Raw genomic sequence first — 15,707 nt, 5'->3', positions numbered from 1 at the left:
CGGCCGGCAGCGGGAAGCCGGCGGCGAGTGGCCGGTCGCGGGAAGCCCGGCACCAGCGAGTGGCCGGCCGCCGAGACGGCCGGGAAGTACGAGGGAGAAGAGCGAGATGATCGAGTCGCTGCTCATCGCCAACCGGGGCGAGATCGCCCGCCGGATCATCCGGACCGCCCGGCGCCTGGGGATCCGGTCCATCGCGGTCTACTCGGAGGCGGACGCGGACCTGCCGTTCGTCACCGAGGCGGACGAGGCGGTCTGCGTGGGACCGGCGAACCCGGCCCAGAGTTACCGCAACACCGAGGCGATCCTGGCCGCCGCCAAGTCGACCGGTGCCCAGGCCGTGCACCCCGGCTACGGCTTCCTCAGCGAGAACGCCGAGTTCGCCCGTACGGTCGAGGCCGCCGGCCTGGTGTGGGTCGGACCGTCCGCGGACGCGATCACCGCGATGGGCGACAAGATCAACGCCCGTAATCTGATGGCCGCGGCCGGTGTCCCGGTCGCGCCCGGCACGCACGACCCGGCCGCGACCGTGGCGGCCGCGATCGAGGCCGCGGCGGGCATCGGCTATCCCGTGATGGTCAAGGCCGCCGCGGGTGGCGGCGGCATGGGCATGGCGGTCGCCGAGGACGAGGACGGCCTGCGCACCGAGTACGACAAGGTCCGCGCCTTCGCCGAGCGGATGTTCGGTGACGGCTCGGTGCTGATCGAGCGCTACTTCCCCCGGGTACGCCACGTCGAGGTGCAGATCCTGGGCCTGGCCGACGGCCGGGTGGTGGCCCTGAGCGAGCGCGAGTGCTCGGTGCAGCGCCGCAACCAGAAGCTCGTCGAGGAGGCGCCCTCCCCGGCCGTGTCACCGGAGCTGCGCGAGCGTTTCCTGGCCGCCGCGGTCAAGGCCGGCGAGGCGGTCGGCTACCGCAACGCCGGCACGGTCGAGTGCCTGCTCGACCCCACCACCGGCGAGTTCTTCTTCCTGGAGATGAACACCCGGCTGCAGGTCGAGCACCCGATCACCGAGCTGATCCACGGCATCGACCTGGTCGAGGAGCAGCTGCGGATCGCGTCCGGCGCGGCGCCGACCTTCGATCCGGCGACCATCCACGCCACCTCGGGGCACGCGATCGAGCTGCGGATCAACGCCGAGGACCCGAAGCGGTTCCTGCCGGGGCCGGGCCAGGTCACCACCTGGATCGAGCCCTCCGGCGAGGGCGTACGCGTCGACGCCGGCTACGGCCCGGAGACGACCGTCACGCCGTTCTACGACTCGCTGATGGCCAAGCTGATCGTGCTGGGCACCGACCGTACGGACGCGCTCGCCAAGGCGCGGGCCGCGGTGGCCGGCTTCGAGATCGCCGGCCCCAAGAACAACCTGCCGTTCTTCGCCGAGCTCCTGGAGCACGACGAGTTCCTGTCCGGCGACTACGACACCGGCATCGTCGCCCGGATGCGCCCGGCCAAGGTCAAGAAGGGGTAGCGCTGATGGACACCGTCTCGATCCGCGAGGTCGCGCCGCGCGACGGCCTGCAGAACGAGGAGCCGATCCCGACCGACAGCAAGGTCCGGCTGATCGACGCTCTGTCCGGCACCGGCGTGCGCCGGATCGAGGCGGTGTCCTTCGTGCACCCCCGGGCCATCCCGCAGATGGCCGACGCCGACGAGGTGTGGGCGCGGGCCTGGCACAACCCCGACGTCCGCTACTCCGCGCTGATCCCCAACACCCGCGGCGCCGAGCGGGCGATCGCGGCCGGGTTCCGGGAGATCGAGGTGGTGGTGTCGGCCAGCGACACCCACAACCGCCGCAATCTGAACCGCTCGACCGACGAGTCGCTCGACGACATCACCGGCCTCATCCCGCTGATCCACGCGGCCGGCGCGAAGCTCGAGGTCATCGTGGCGACCAGCTTCGGTTGCCCGTTCGAGGGGGACATCGATCCCGAGCGGGTGGCGTCCATCGTGGAGCGGGTCCGCGCCGACGGCGCCGACCGCATCGCGTTCGGCGACACGACCGGTATGGCGACCCCGCGCCGGGTCCGCGACCTGCTCAGCGAGGTACGCCCGGACCTGCTGCACTTCCACGACACCAGGGGTACGGGGCTGGCCAACGTGCTGACCGCTCTGGAGCTGGGCGTCACTGAGTTCGACGCGAGCGTGGGCGGGATCGGCGGCTGCCCGTACGCGCCGGGCGCCTCGGGCAACATCGCCACCGAGGAGCTCGTGCACATGCTCGAGGACATGGGTATCCGTACCGGAATCGACCTGGACAAGCTCATCACGGTGGCGGAGCTCGCCGAAGATCTGCTCGGTCGCACACTGCCGTCGGGAGTTCTGCGCGCCGGGCCCCGTACCCGATTGGTCTGAACCGCATTCTCTTTACCGTTCTTTGGCTTGACGGTGCGACGCGATCAATTTTCCGGAATGCCTGCGTGACCCTCGCTGTGCCGCTTCGTTACCAATACCGAGTGGCCGATATCGCCTTGTTCCTCCGGGCGGGCAGTCGGCCGGAGGAGCCGACGGACAGGGGCAGGACAATGACGGGACGGATGGTCGAGCGCGATGCGCGTCCGGCGTACCGCTCCGCGTCGGTCCGGCCCACCGGTGTCTCCGCGCTCATGCCGCCCCACAGCCAGGGGGCGGAGCGGCGCAAGGAGCACCGCGCGGGACGCACCGGATCCCGGTGGGGCCTGCGTGCACTGGTCGTCGGCGGTCTGGCCGGCGCGGCCTGGCTGCTCACCGGCGCTGCCGCGCACGCCGCGGACCGTGACCCGGCGGGTGAGGGGTTCTCCCTCGGCCCGTCGCTGATCGGCTCGGTCGTGCACGGTGACGACCACAGCGTTCCGGTGGTGGACCGGGTCCTCAAGGCGGCCGTCAAGCCGCTGGAATCCGATCACCACCGACGTCTCGCCGCCGCGGTGGCGCTCCCGGGCAAGCTCGTGGGAACGCCGGCCCCGGCCACGAAGAGCAACAACGACGCGGATCCCGTCCTGGGCGGGGTCGACGGCGTCGTCCGGGGGTTGACCGCCCCCCTTCGCCTTTCCGGTGAAGCGGTGGACACCCGGGAACCCGTCCAGGTCTCCGATCCGCGGGAGCTCGAGCCGCCGTCGGCGGTCACTGCTCCGGCGACGCCGGTGCGGCACTCCGCGACGCGGGTGAGCGGCTCCGAGATCTCGGGGACCGACGCCCACGTCCCGGTCGCCGACCAGTCCGATGAGGACCTGACCGGAGTCGGTGAGACCGTTGCCGACCAGGTCGGCAAGGTCGGCGAGGTCGTGGACGAGGGCGGGGAGGTACCGGCGGCCGAGCGTCAGCACGACCGGCGGCACCAGGTGGGAAAGACCGTCGCCCGGCAGCGCACGTTCGCTGCCGACCGGCACCGGGCCGCCGTCACGGCGGCCGATCCGGAGACGGTCAGCGACACACCCGGCGGTGACGGACCCGCGCCTCTGCGGGGACACCTCGGGGCAGTGAACGGCGTTCCGGCCTCCGGGCCGTCGACTGCGACGGAGGGTGGCTCCGCGGCCTTCCTTCCGGTCAAGGTCGCTGACAGCACGGTGGCGTACCACCGGCTGTTCCTCGCGACCGACGTCGAGGTCCGGCGCCATGACGCCGAGGCACCGACCGTCTCACCTGACTAGTACCGGCACCGGCCGGCACCTGCGTCCTCCGCTGCACCGGCGTGGATGCGGTGTGCCCGCACCACGGGCCTGATTCCCGAACCGCTTGCGAACAGGCGGCGAATCATCTCGGGGCCCAGCACCGGTACGTCACCGTTTCGTGAAAACGCTCGTGGCACCGCTGCGCCCGAAAGCACCGATCAATTGAATACGCGTCTCACCATTCTCTGACAATTCCGAAAGGCATCTTCTTTCCATGAAGACTTGGGTTCGTAAGACTCTCAGCGTCGGTGTTCTGGCGGCCGGCGCCCTGCTGTTCGCCCCCGGCGCAGCGCAGGCCGACGTCTCGCAGGACAGCTCCGGCAACGTCGGCATCCTCAACGGCACGCAGGTGTTCGCCCCGATCGCCGTGCCGCTGAACGTGGTCGGCAACTCGATCGGCGTGGCCGGCGAGGCCAACTCGGCCGGCTCGGGCATCAACTTCGTCGAGAGCGGCAAGAAGAGGGGCGACCGCGACTGGAACCGTGGCCGTGGCCGCAACGTCTCGCAGAACTCGTCCGGTAACTTCGGCATCCTCAACGGGACCCAGGCGTACCTGCCGATCTCCGTGCCGGTGAACGTGGTCGGCAACTCCGCCGCCGTGCTGGGCCTGGCCAACGCGTCCGGCGCCGGCGTGAACCACGTCGAGAGCACCAAGGTCGAGCACGGCAAGGGCAACCGGGGTGGCCGCGGTGGCCGCGACGGCGACCAGAACTCCTCCGGCAACTTCGGGGTTCTGAACGGCACGCAGGTCTACGCGCCGATCGACGTCCCGATCAACCTGTGCGGCAACGCGCTCAGCATCCTGGGCCTGGCCCAGTCGCAGGCGGCCTGCGTCAACGGTGTCGGTGGCGGCCACCGCCGTGAGTCCACCTCGCAGGACACCTCGGGCAACTACGGGATCGCCAACGGCACCCAGGTCTACGCCCCGATCTCCGCGCCGCTGAACGTGGCCGGCAACTCGATCGGTGTCGCCGGCGAGGCCAACTCGGCCGCCGTCGCGAAGAACGAGTCGACCCGTGGCCACGACTTCTCGCAGAACTCGTCCCGCAACGTCGGCATCCTGAACGGCACGCAGCTCGCGGCGCCGATCAGCATCCCGATCAACGTCTGCGGCAACTCGCTCGCCGTCCTCGGCCTGGCCAACTCCGCGGCGGCGTGCGCCAACGACGTCGACGGTGACCGTGGCCACGGCCACGGCCACAACGGCAACGGCGGCGACAACGGCCACGGCCACGGCCACGACGGCAACGGTGGCGACAACGGCGGCAAGGACGACGACGACTACGTGGCCGGCGACGACGACGTCAAGGACGACGGCTACGGCGACAAGGACGACAACGACGTCGACGGTGACGGCGGCAACCAGGGTGACAAGTACGGCAAGCCGGCCCGCAAGAGCACCCAGGAGGCGGGCGCCGTGGACGGCCTCACCCAGAACCTGAGCAACGCGGGTGGCCTGAACGTCGGTGGCCTGAGCGTCCTCGACACCCTCGGCAAGTAAGTAGTTGCGATGAGGCCCGGGTCACGCCGGTCCCGGGCGTGACCCGAGCGACGCCCCTGGGCGTCGGGCAGTAAACCGGCGCTCCTCCACAGCGCCGGTCGCACCAAACGGACGGGAGTCCCCGCAACCTGCGGGGGCTCCCGTTCGGCGTCTCTGGTCTCCGTCCCGCGAATGGGTTAACCTAACGATCGTTCAGGGAGCGAATGAAGGGGACCAGGTGGCACCCGACCTATATGGCGAGGACGCGCTCGCGCAGGCGCACAAGCGGGCGATGGCCGGTGGCGCCGAGCGCTATCACGCCGCCAACGCCGCGAAGGGCAAGCTGTTCGCCCGCGAGCGCATCGCGCTGCTCGTCGACGACGGTTCCTTCGTCGAGGACGGGCTCTATGCCAACAGCCTGGCGGACGGACTGCCCGCAGATGGTGTGATCACCGGAAACGCCCGGATCGACGGGCGCGAGGTGTGCGTGATGGCCAACGACTCGACCGTCAAGGCCGGGTCCTGGGGAGCGCGCACGGTCGAGAAGATCATCAGGATCATCGAGCGGGCGTACGACTACGGCGTACCCATGGTCTATCTGGTGGATTCCGCGGGCGCGCGGATCACCGACCAGGTCGACCTGTTCCCCGGCCCGCGCGGCGCCGGCAAGATCTTCCACACCCAGGTCCGGGCCTCCGGCTCGATCCCGCAGGTCTGTGCCCTGTTCGGGCCCTCGGCCGCGGGCGGCGCCTACATCCCGGCCTTCTGTGACGTGGTCGCGATGGTCGAGGGCAACGCGAGTATGTATCTCGGCTCCGACCGGATGGTCGAGATGGTCACCGGGGAGAAGACGACGCTGGAGGCGATGGGCGGCGCGCGGGTGCACTGCGCCGAGTCCGGGGTCGGGCACTTCCTCTGCAAGACCGAGCAGGACGCGCTGGACGTGGTCCGCTCGTACCTGTCCTATCTGCCGGCGAACTGGACGCAGCAGCCACCGGCGGCCGAGACGCAGGAGCCGGCCGCGGTCGATCTCGCCGCGCTGGTCCCGGTCAGCGAGCGCCAGGCCTTCGACATGCGCCGGTACGTGAAGGGAATCGTCGACAAGGGTTCCTTCTTCGAGATCCACGCGCTGTGGGCCCGGGAGCTGACGGTCGGCTTCGCCCGGCTCGACGGCCAGGTCATCGGCGTGGTCGGCAACAACTCGATGTTCAAGGGCGGCGTGCTGTTCGTCGACTCGGCCGACAAGGCCAGCCGTTTCGTCCAGCTCTGCGACGCCTTCAACGTGCCGCTGCTCTTCCTCTCCGACGTGCCCGGCTTCATGGTCGGCAGCGCGGTCGAGAAGCAGGGCATCATCCGGCACGGCGCCAAGATGATCAGTGCGATCTCCGAGGCGACCGTGCCCAAGATCTGCGTCGTGGTGCGCAAGGCCTACGGCGCCGGCCTGTACGCGATGGCCGGTCCCGGCTTCGACCCGGAGGCAACCATCGCCCTGCCCACCGCCAAGATCGCGGTGATGGGCGCGGAGGCGGCCGTGAACGCCGTCTACGCCAACAAGATCGCGGCGCTGCCCGAGGACGAGCGGGCGGCCTTCGTCGCCGAGCGGCGCGCCGAGTACGAGCGCGACATCGACATCCTGCGGCTGGCCAGCGAGCTGGTCATCGACACCATCGTGGAGCCCGCCGACCTGCGCGGCGAGCTCGTCCGCCGGTTCGCCGCCGCGCGCGGCAAGGACCGTGCGTTCTCCCGGCGCCGGCACGGCGTCACCCCGGTCTAGAAAGGACCCGTCATGGTTGACTTCCGGCTCAGCGAAGAGCAGGAGGCGCTGGTCATCAGCGTGCGGGAGTTCGCCCGCGAGCAGGTGGCACCGGTCATCGCCGAGCACTACGAGAAGAAGACGTTCCCCTACGAAGTGATCCGGCAGATGGGCAAGATGGGGCTCTTCGGCCTGCCCTTCGCCGAGGAGCACGGCGGCATGGGCGGCGACTACTTCACGCTCTGCCTGGCCCTGGAGGAACTGGCCCGGGTCGACAGCAGCGTGGCGATCACCCTGGAGGCGGGCGTCTCGCTGGGTGCGATGCCGATCTACCGCTTCGGTACGGACGCCCAGAAGGCCGAGTGGCTGCCCCGGCTGACCAGCGGTGAGGCGCTCGCGGCGTTCGGGCTCACCGAGCCGGGCACGGGTTCCGACGCCGGGGCCACCACCACCCGCGCGGTGCTGGACGAGCGCACGAACGAGTGGGTGATCAACGGCTCCAAGGCGTTCATCACCAACTCCGGCACCGACATCACCTGCCTGGTCACGGTGATGGCGGCGACCGGCACGAAGGCGGACGGCAGCAAGGAGCTCTCCACGATCATCGTGCCCTCGGGCACCCCGGGTTTCACCGTCGCGCCCGGCTACTCCAAGGTCGGTTGGTGCGCCTCCGACACTCACGAGCTGGCCTTCGACGGCGTGCGCGTACCGGCGGCGAACCTGCTCGGTGAGCGGGGCCGCGGTTTCGCGCAGTTCCTGCGGATCCTGGACGAGGGTCGGATCGCCATCGCCGCGCTGTCGGTGGGCCTGGCCCAGGGCTGTGTCGACGAGTCGGTGAAGTATGCCAAGGAACGCCAGGCGTTCGGCCGGCCGATCGGCAACTACCAGGCCGTCCAGTTCATGATCGCGGACATGGAGATGCGCGCGCACACCGCGCGGATCGCGTACTACGAGGCCGCGGCGCGGATGCTCGCCGGCGAGGATTTCAAGCACCAGGCGGCCCTGGCCAAGCTGTACGCGAGCGAGGCCGCGATGGACAACGCCCGGTACGCGACCCAGGTACACGGCGGCTACGGCTTCATGAACGAGTCCGCGGTGGGCCGCTTCTACCGCGACGCGAAGATCCTGGAGATCGGCGAGGGTACGTCCGAAGTGCAACGCATGATCATCGCGCGCGGCCTCGGACTGTAGAGCTTGGACTCCCGGTAGGTTTCTGCGGCAAATCCGACGGCGGGAGCGTCGGTTACTCGACAAATTGCATGCTGAAGTCGGCATCCATCGACGTGGGTGCCTAGGTTCGAGACATGACGTCCGATCACGGGGCGGACCATGATGGTCCGGGATTCGACGCCGTGCTGCGCAGTTACCGGCTGCGGGCAAAGCTGACCCAGGAAGAGCTGGCGGCTCGCGCCGGGGTCGGCGTGCGGACGGTGCGTGATCTCGAGCGAGGTCGCGCGTCCAGGCCGCAACGGACCACGGTGGAGCTCCTCGCTGCCGCGCTGGGGCTGGCGGGGGCGGACAGGCTCGCGTTCCTCGCCGCCGCGCGCGGTCAGCAGGCCGGTGCCTCCGCGCCGCCGCGCTTCGTACGCCTGCCCCCGGCCGGTGATCTGATCGGCCGCGACGGCGACGTCGCCGAGTTGGTCACCCGCCTGTCCCCGGCCCGGGCGGACGGGCCCCGGGGCATCACGCTGGTCGGTCTGGCCGGGGTCGGCAAGACCAGTCTCGCGCTCACCGTGGCGCACCGGGTCGCGCCCGCGCACCCGGGCGGCGTCGCCGGCATCGTGGTCACCGACGGGTTCACCGCCGGGGAAGTGCTCGGCAGTGTCGCCGCGGTCTTCGGAGTGGGCCGGCCGGACGACCTCGCGCCCCGCTTCGCCGGCCGGTCCGCGCTGCTGCTCATCGACGCGGTCGACCGCGCTTCGGAGGCTGTGGCCGAGGCGCTCAGCCGGCTGCTGCGCCAGCACTCGACCCTGCGTTTCCTGGCCACCGGCCGACACCCGGTCGGCCTGCCCACCGAGCGGGTCTGGCCGGTCGCGCCGCTGGTCGCGCCGCCGGAGGACGCCGGTTCGGAGCTCGCCGACGTGGCCGGGTATCCGGCGGTCGCGCTCTTCCTCGACCGGCTCGCCCGGGTCCGCGGCGGTGCCGTCGAGCCCGACGAGGTGGCGCCGCTGTCCGCGCTGGTCCGGCGGCTCGGCGGCCTCCCGATCGCGCTCGAGCTGGCCGCCGCCCGTGGCCGGGTGCTGACCGTCGCGGAGATCCTCGACCGGTACGGCGACCGCGTCCTCGATCTGTCCGGCCGGCCGGCCCCCGGCGCCGTGGTCTCCGTCCGGGAAGCGGTCGCCGCCAGCTACCGCCTGCTCGCGCCCGAGGAGCAGCGGGCCCTGCACCGCCTTGCGACCTTCCGCAACCGCTGGTCGCTGGACCTGGCCGAGGCGGTGATCGCGGACAGCTCGGCCACCGACGCGGTGCACCTGCTCGACCGCCTGCTGGAGCTCGGCCTGCTCAGCGCCCGCGGCGCCCGGGCCTTCCGGTTCCGCCTGCTGGACGTCGTCGGCGACTTCGCCCTGGAACGGGCGGCCGCCGACGGCGATCTGCCCGCGGCCCGCCGGCGGCACGCGGAGGTGATCGCCGACCTGGCCCAGGAGATCGCGCCCGACCTCAAGGGTGGCCGGCTCGCCGAGGCCGCCGCCCGGTTGGACGACGTCGCGGGTGACCTGGGCGCCGCACTGACTTTCGCGGCCCGCGAGGATCCGCACACCGCCCTGCGGCTCGCCGCCGCGCTGCCCCGGTGGTGGCGGTTCCGAGGGCGCGACGTCACCGGACGGCAGTGGCTGCGCCGGCTGCTGGCCGACCCGCGGACGGCCGACGCCGATCCGCTGGTCCGGGCGTGGGCGAAGGTCGGGCTGGCCCAGCTCGCCCTCGAGCACGGCTCGGGCAGCGAGGAGATCGGCTCGGCCGAGGCCGCGCTGGCCGACTTCGCGAACCTGGACGAGGTGCCGGGGCAGCTCACCGCGCATACCCAGCTGGCCATCCTGTGGATGACGGCGGGCGGCTACGAGCGGGCCCGCGGGCACGGCGCCGCCGCGCTGGAGCTGGCCCGCAGCAGCGGCCGCACCCGGGACATGGCCGTCGCGGAGAACAACCTCACCTGGCACGAGATCCGCGAAGGTGACCTGAGCGCTGCCCGGGACCGGCTCGCGGAGGTCGACCGGCTGGCCAGCCGGTGTGGTGAGCACCGGCTGCGGGCGGTCGCGGCGGCGAACCTGGCCGAGGTGGAGCGGCTCGACGGCCGCTTCGAGGAGGCCGCCCGGCTGGGCCGGGACGCGATGGCCGAGCTGGAGGACGTCGGAGATCCGGGCCATCGGCGCCGGGTGCTGGCCACGGTCGGCCTGGCGCTGGCCGAGAGCGGGCGGACCACCGAGGCGATCGTCGTGCTGAACGAGCTGCGCGGGCCCGATCCGCACGCGATCGCCGACGGGCCGACCGCGATCGTCGACGCGGCGATCGCGCTGCGGCAGGGCGACGAGAAGCGTGCGGCGGAGAGGTTCACGGTGGCGGCCGAGGCGTACGCCGGTGGCCATGATCCCCGGGACACGGTGGAGGCGCTGGTCGGCGTGGTGCGAAGCACGTCGGACCCGGATCGCCGGCAGGAGGCGCTGGCCGGACTGGCCGGGCTGTGCCGTACGGGTGGGATCACGCTGCTGCCCCGGGAGCGGGAACTGCTCGGCCCGGAGGCTCTGCGCCGGCTCGAAGAGCGGCTCTGAGCTGCGCCAGGGCGCGGACGACCGGCGCTTATGTGCCCCCCACACGCCGGTCGTCACAACGCCCCGGTAACGCGGCGTGAACGAAGGCACCCCCGTTTGCCCACCTTCGGCCTCGGCCGCGCCGCGTCCCCCTGCGGAGATCACCCTAACCGGCACCGCCGAGCGTTTTCTGCGTTTAGGCGGCTTTTGACCACGCGGTAGGAAGCTTCTGCCGGTACTTCTGCCGGTTACCGCCCCGTTCGGCTCAGCGGGTCGGCACGGCGGGTATGTCCTCCTCCGAGCTGCCCGCCGTCGCGCACGGATTGACCGCGTCGCGGATGGTCCGCAGCGACTCCAGCATCTGCGCGAGCTGGTCCGGGGTGAGCTGGTCGATGAACCAGCGCTGCACCAGCTCCAGATGCCCCGGCAGGATCTCCTCGAGCCGGGCCAGGCCGGCCTCGGTGATGACCGCGAACGAGCTGCGGCGGTCGCTGGGACATGCCTCGCGGCGGATCAGCCCGCCCCGGTCCATCCGGTCGACGACCCGGGTCACACCGCTGGTGGACAGGGAGGTCTGGCCGGCCAGGTCGGTCATCCGCAACCGGTTCTGCGGCGAGCGGGCGAGCCGCATCAGCACCTCGAACTCGACCGGGGAGACCCGGTGGTGCTCCAGCTGCGCGGCGAAACGGCTGCTCAACCCGGTGAACGCCTCGGCGAAGAGGCCGATGGCGGTGAACCGGGAGTCATCAAAGTCGGTACCCACGTGAGCCAGCTTACCAGCGGTCTCTTGACAAGGGGAATATTGCTTGGCATATAGTTGCTCCGTCAGACAACAACCTGGCTCTGCCTTCGAGAGGAAATGTCATGACCGACGTCGCCAGCACCCGCGAGTTCGAGGGTCTGCAGATCCCGGCCGCCGGCACCTACCAGCTGGACGCCGCGCACAAGCGGGTCGGCTTCGTGGTGCGTCACCTCATGGTCAGCAAGGTCCGCGGCAATTTCGCCGAGGCCGACGCGACCATCACCATCGCCGAGGACCCGCTGCAGTCCTCCGTCACCGCCTCGATCGTCACCGCGAGCGTGCAGACCGGCAATGTCGACCGGGACAACCACCTGCGTACCGGTGACTTCTTCGAGGCCGAGAAGTACCCGGCGATCACCTTCCGCAGCACCGGTATCAAGTCGCACGCCGGTGCCGAGTTCGTGCTCGACGGCGAGCTCACCATCAAGGACGTCACCAAGCCCGTCGAACTCGTCGTCGAGTTCGAGGGCGCGACCACCAGCCCGTACGGTCAGCAGGTCTTCGGCTTCAGCGCGACGACCGAGATCGACCGCGAGGACTGGGGCCTGACCTACAACATGGCTCTCGAGTCCGGTGGCGTCATGATCGGCAAGAAGGTCAAGATTGAGATTGAGGGCGAGGCCATCCGCCAGGCCTGACCTCCACCGATCCGCAGGGAAGCGCCGTCCGTTCGGGCGGCGCTTCGCCGTGTCCGGCCATCCGAGTGGCGGCATCATCGGGCGAGTGCGAGGGTAAACGTTGCGCTGCCGCGTGCTCACCCAGAGCTGATGTGTGTCCGGTTCGTCCCTGGTCTCGGTTAGCGGGTGCACATACCGTGAGAGCGTCACGCGAACGTGCCAGGAGGAACGATGGGTAAGGACCTCTCAGGGGTCGTCTTCTCGCAGGACGACCGGGTCCACTATCGGCAGAAGGTACGGCGCTGCCTCGACGTACTGGCGCTGATGCTGGACGACTTCGCCTTCGACGCGGAGAGCCCGATGACCGGCCTGGAGATCGAGCTCAACCTCATGGACGCGGACGCCGAGCCGGCCATGCGCAACGCCGAGGTCCTGGCCAACCTGGCCGACCCGACCTTCCAGACCGAACTCGCCCAGTTCAACCTCGAGCTCAACGCCCGCCCCCGGCTGATCACCGGGAACGGCTTCGCCGACTACGAGGAAGACCTCCTCGAGAGCCTGAGCCGCGCCGAGGACCGGGCGAAGAAGGCGGACAGCACCATCGTGCTCATCGGCAGCCTGCCGACCCTGCAGCCCCGGCACCTGGTGCTGGCCAACCTCTCGGCCAACGAGCGGTACCGCGCCCTCAACGACCAGATCGTCGGCGCCCGCGGCGAGCAGTTCAGCGTCGACATCCGCGGCGTCGAACGGCTGCAGACGGCCAACGACTCGATCGCACCCGAGGCGGCGTGCACCAGCGTGCAGTTCCACCTGCAGGTGCCACCGGAGAAGTTCGCGGCGTACTGGAACGCGGCCCAGGCGGTGGCCGGGATCCAGGTGGCGGTGGGGGCGAACTCGCCGTACCTGCACGGCCGGCAGCTCTGGGCCGAGACCCGGATCGCGCTGTTCGAGCAGGCCACCGACACCCGGCCGGACGAGCTCAAAGCCCAGGGGGTACGCCCCCGCGTGTGGTTCGGCGAGCGCTGGATCACCTCGGTGTTCGACCTGTTCGAGGAGAACGTCCGGTACTTCCCGCCGCTGCTGCCGATCCTGGACGAGGAGGACCCGGTGGCGGTCCTCGAAGCCGGCGGCGTGCCGTGCCTCGGTGAGCTGCGCCTGCACAACGGCACGGTCTACCGCTGGAACCGCCCGGTGTACGACGTGATGAACGGCCGCCCGCACCTGCGGGTGGAGAACAGGGTGCTGCCGGCCGGTCCGACGGTGGTCGACATGCTGGCGAACGCCGCGTTCTACTTCGGCCTGGTCCGGCAGCTGGCCGAGGAGGACCGGCCGATCTGGTCGCAGCTCTCCTTCGGCGCGGCGGAGGACAACTTCCACGCCGCGGCCCGCCGCGGCATCGGGGCGACGATGTACTGGCCGGGCGCGGGCGAGATCCAGGTGACCGAGCTGGTGCTCGAAAATCTGCTGGCCAAGGCGTACGCCGGACTCGGCCTGTTCGGCGTGGATCGGGCGCATCGCGACCGGCTGCTCGGCATCATCGAAGGTCGCTGCCGCACCGGCCGCAACGGCGCGACGTGGCAGACCGAAGCGGTGTGGTTCGCGGAACACCACCGCGGGCTGGACCGCCAGGCGGCTTTGCACGACATGTTGCTTCGATACAGCTCACTGCAGCAGACAAACGAGCCGGTCCACACCTGGCCGGTCGACTAGCTCAGTCGGTCTGGTTCTCACCGGTGCGGCGCCCCGGCCGTCGGCGGGGATCCTGCACCGGCAGCTCCGCAGTGTCCGCCTCGTCGGCCCACGGGCCGGCATCCCCCGGTTCTGCACCCTTCACCCCGGCCTGCCTCGGCCCGGTTTCTTTCGCGGCGGTGTCCTTGGGGGTGGCCGGCTTGGCCGAAGTCGTGGCTTTGCCGACCGCCGACCTCGTCTGTTTGGGAGCCGGCGCCTGGGCAGAGGCTCGCGCCGGAGTCGCCTTTGTGGACTTCGCGGGGGTCTTCGGCACGGCGGGCGTTTTATCGGAACTCGCGGTATTCGCCGGTCCCGGCCGCGGATCGGGGTCCGATGCTGCGGAGGAGCGGGGCTGCGGAGCCAGCTTTTCACCCGATTGAGCTTCGTTGATCTTCGCGATCGGGGGAGAGGCCGGCGGTGCGGCGACCGTCGAGCGGCTGTCGGAACGGCCCGGAGCGGTGGAGGCGGCGGGCCGGGCATTCCCGTCGACCGAGGGAACTCCGGATCGGGGAGAGCCGGCGGGACGTGACCTTCCGCGACCGGAGGCGGCGGTGGAGGGCGTGGCCTGAGGCTGTGCCGCGACTACAGCGGGGGCCGAGGCGGTCGCGGAAGCGGGGGCCTTGGCGCGTCCGGTCGCGATCGCCGACGGGTCGACGGCGGACTCAGCGTCACGCTCAGTTGCCTTGCCGCGCCGAAAACGATCCATGAAGGACCGCCGCGGGCCGGGCTCGGCGTCCGGTGCCGGAGCCGAGAGGGGCTGGCCGGTCTCTGCCGCAGGAGGCGTGACGGAAGCGTCCGATCCGGCACGGTCCTGGGTCTCCGAGCGACCCTTCGGCGCCGGCCGGGGTGACGGCACAACGGCCGCGCTCCCGGATCCGACGGCCGCTACCCCAGCGTCCTGTGATCGGGCGGCGGCCGCCGATCCGGCGCTGACGGCTCCGGCGCTGGCAGCTCGGGCGCTCACGGCTCCGGCATCACGGTCCTCTGAGCTGCGGGAACCCGCGAGCGAGGCCGCCTGGGAGGCCGTAATCCCCGCCGGGGAGCCGGTCGCACGACCGGCAGCGCGGCGCTGGCCGAGCGCGACCGTCATCGCCGACCCCGCCAACCCGGCAAGCACCGCATAGGGAGCGATCAGATAAGCCGACTGCAGCGGCCCGGGCGTCCCGGTCAGCTGCGGGGCCAGCACGAAGAACGCCGCCGCCACCAGCAACGGCCCGACCGCCCCGGACGAGGCGGCACCCACCCCGAGGTCACCGCGGCGCACCGCCGGCAGAGCGCCGATGACCCCCACCACCAGCGCCGCGAGCAACGTCAGCAGCGCGCTCGGCCAGGAGATGGTGCCGTACTGCTGGTCGGGGGAGTCCGGGGAGAAGAACTGCCAGCTCGACAGGTAGGTCGCCGAGGGGCGGTGCCAGAAGATCGTGGCCACGACCGCCGCCACGGCCAGGGACCACAGCCAGGCGGCCGTCGCGATCAGGTTCGCCGCCACGGGCCTCGAGACCACGGCCCAGTACGCGATCACCAGGCCGAGCAGCACGCCGATCACCGCGTACCCGCCGGCGATCGTCTGGGGTGAGAAGGTGTCCGTCCGTACCGCTGCCCGGGCCGGGAGCGCGATCAGCGCGACCGTCAGCAGGGCGCCGACCGCCGCGGACGCCGCCAGCGCGAAGCGCCAGGGCCCGCCGTTCGCGCGGCCGAGCCGGCCCGCGATCACCGCGCCGAACACCGTCGCGCTCGCCGCGATCCAGGTCGCCCAGCCGAGGCTGCCCAGCCAGACGCTGTCGTCGGCCGGCCCCGCCGGCCACACCACCACGCCCAGTCCGTAGCCCAGGCCGAGCTGGGCGGCGCCCGTCCCCGCGGCCACTCCGGCCGCGGCTGCCACTCGCGCTGTCCAGCCCTTGTCGGCCATGCCGGGCACTGTAGCCGTCGGTGACGAT

Annotated in this window: 11 protein-coding genes; 9 read left to right on the top strand and 2 right to left on the bottom strand. The window is 71.2% G+C overall.

The window, feature by feature from the left end; translation table 11 throughout:
- Positions 1 to 106 precede the first annotated feature (106 nt).
- The 7 genes from Aau02nite_RS31800 (at position 107) to Aau02nite_RS31770 (ending at position 10,644) form a co-directional block, all read left to right on the top strand.
- Complete coding sequence (locus Aau02nite_RS31800; protein ID WP_212992292.1) at positions 107 to 1,468, top strand: acetyl-CoA carboxylase biotin carboxylase subunit; 1,362 nt, start codon at positions 107 to 109, stop codon at positions 1,466 to 1,468.
- A gap of 5 nt (positions 1,469 to 1,473) precedes the next feature.
- Positions 1,474 to 2,352, top strand: a complete 879-nt coding sequence (locus Aau02nite_RS31795; protein WP_212992291.1) for a hydroxymethylglutaryl-CoA lyase — start codon at positions 1,474 to 1,476, stop codon at positions 2,350 to 2,352.
- Between the two features lie 182 nt (positions 2,353 to 2,534).
- Positions 2,535 to 3,626, top strand: coding sequence for a hypothetical protein (locus Aau02nite_RS31790; protein WP_212992290.1), 1,092 nt, complete (start codon positions 2,535 to 2,537; stop codon positions 3,624 to 3,626).
- Between the two features lie 235 nt (positions 3,627 to 3,861).
- Positions 3,862 to 5,148: a chaplin family protein gene (locus Aau02nite_RS31785; protein WP_212992289.1), complete on the top strand. Its 1,287-nt coding sequence runs from the start codon at positions 3,862 to 3,864 to the stop codon at positions 5,146 to 5,148.
- Between the two features lie 271 nt (positions 5,149 to 5,419).
- Positions 5,420 to 6,901 carry an acyl-CoA carboxylase subunit beta gene (locus Aau02nite_RS31780; protein WP_212992323.1) on the top strand — a complete coding sequence of 494 codons (1,482 nt, stop codon included), beginning with the start codon at positions 5,420 to 5,422 and terminating at the stop codon, positions 6,899 to 6,901.
- Between the two features lie 12 nt (positions 6,902 to 6,913).
- Positions 6,914 to 8,071 (top strand): acyl-CoA dehydrogenase family protein, encoded by a 1,158-nt coding sequence (locus tag Aau02nite_RS31775; protein WP_212992288.1) that lies wholly within the window; start codon positions 6,914 to 6,916, stop codon positions 8,069 to 8,071.
- 113 nt (positions 8,072 to 8,184) lie between these two features.
- A complete protein-coding gene (locus tag Aau02nite_RS31770) occupies positions 8,185 to 10,644 on the top strand; it encodes an ATP-binding protein (protein WP_212992287.1) in 2,460 nt (819 codons plus the stop codon).
- A gap of 244 nt (positions 10,645 to 10,888) precedes the next feature.
- Here Aau02nite_RS31770 and Aau02nite_RS31765 read toward each other — a convergent pair whose 3' ends face one another.
- Entirely contained in the window at positions 10,889 to 11,386 is a 498-nt protein-coding gene (locus Aau02nite_RS31765; RefSeq protein ID WP_212992286.1) for a MarR family winged helix-turn-helix transcriptional regulator, read from the bottom strand.
- A 101-nt stretch (positions 11,387 to 11,487) separates the two neighbouring features.
- Between Aau02nite_RS31765 and Aau02nite_RS31760 the strand changes: the two genes are divergently transcribed.
- On the top strand, positions 11,488 to 12,063 hold the full coding sequence (locus tag Aau02nite_RS31760) for a YceI family protein (RefSeq protein ID WP_212992285.1): 576 nt from the start codon (positions 11,488 to 11,490) through the stop codon (positions 12,061 to 12,063).
- 210 nt (positions 12,064 to 12,273) lie between these two features.
- A complete protein-coding gene (locus Aau02nite_RS31755; RefSeq protein ID WP_212992284.1) occupies positions 12,274 to 13,752 on the top strand; it encodes a glutamate-cysteine ligase family protein in 1,479 nt (492 codons plus the stop codon).
- Between the two features lies 1 nt (position 13,753).
- Here the strand turns inward: Aau02nite_RS31755 and Aau02nite_RS31750 are convergent, their stop codons facing one another.
- Positions 13,754 to 15,679 carry a Hansenula MRAKII killer toxin-resistant protein 1 gene (locus Aau02nite_RS31750; protein WP_212992283.1) on the bottom strand — a complete coding sequence of 642 codons (1,926 nt, stop codon included), beginning with the start codon at positions 15,677 to 15,679 and terminating at the stop codon, positions 13,754 to 13,756.
- Positions 15,680 to 15,707: the final 28 nt, after the last annotated feature.

The organism is Actinoplanes auranticolor (assembly GCF_018332655.1).
In the GTDB taxonomy this organism is placed as follows: domain Bacteria; phylum Actinomycetota; class Actinomycetes; order Mycobacteriales; family Micromonosporaceae; genus Actinoplanes; species Actinoplanes auranticolor.
The sequence above is the reverse complement of the archived record's forward strand: the minus strand, read 5'-3'. Positions and strand labels throughout refer to the sequence as shown.

Bases quoted from the DNA above. Each gene is read 5' to 3' on its own strand.
- Aau02nite_RS31800 (WP_212992292.1), top strand. From the start codon at position 107: ATGATCGAGTCGCTGCTCATCGCCAACCGGGGCGAGATCGCCCGCCGG.
- Aau02nite_RS31795 (WP_212992291.1), top strand. From the start codon at position 1,474: ATGGACACCGTCTCGATCCGCGAGGTCGCGCCGCGCGACGGCCTGCAG.
- Aau02nite_RS31790 (WP_212992290.1), top strand. From the start codon at position 2,535: ATGGTCGAGCGCGATGCGCGTCCGGCGTACCGCTCCGCGTCGGTCCGG.
- Aau02nite_RS31785 (WP_212992289.1), top strand. From the start codon at position 3,862: ATGAAGACTTGGGTTCGTAAGACTCTCAGCGTCGGTGTTCTGGCGGCC.
- Aau02nite_RS31780 (WP_212992323.1), top strand. From the start codon at position 5,420: ATGGCCGGTGGCGCCGAGCGCTATCACGCCGCCAACGCCGCGAAGGGC.
- Aau02nite_RS31775 (WP_212992288.1), top strand. From the start codon at position 6,914: ATGGTTGACTTCCGGCTCAGCGAAGAGCAGGAGGCGCTGGTCATCAGC.
- Aau02nite_RS31770 (WP_212992287.1), top strand. From the start codon at position 8,185: ATGACGTCCGATCACGGGGCGGACCATGATGGTCCGGGATTCGACGCC.
- Aau02nite_RS31760 (WP_212992285.1), top strand. From the start codon at position 11,488: ATGACCGACGTCGCCAGCACCCGCGAGTTCGAGGGTCTGCAGATCCCG.
- Aau02nite_RS31755 (WP_212992284.1), top strand. From the start codon at position 12,274: ATGGGTAAGGACCTCTCAGGGGTCGTCTTCTCGCAGGACGACCGGGTC.
- Aau02nite_RS31750 (WP_212992283.1), bottom strand. From the start codon at position 15,679: ATGGCCGACAAGGGCTGGACAGCGCGAGTGGCAGCCGCGGCCGGAGTG.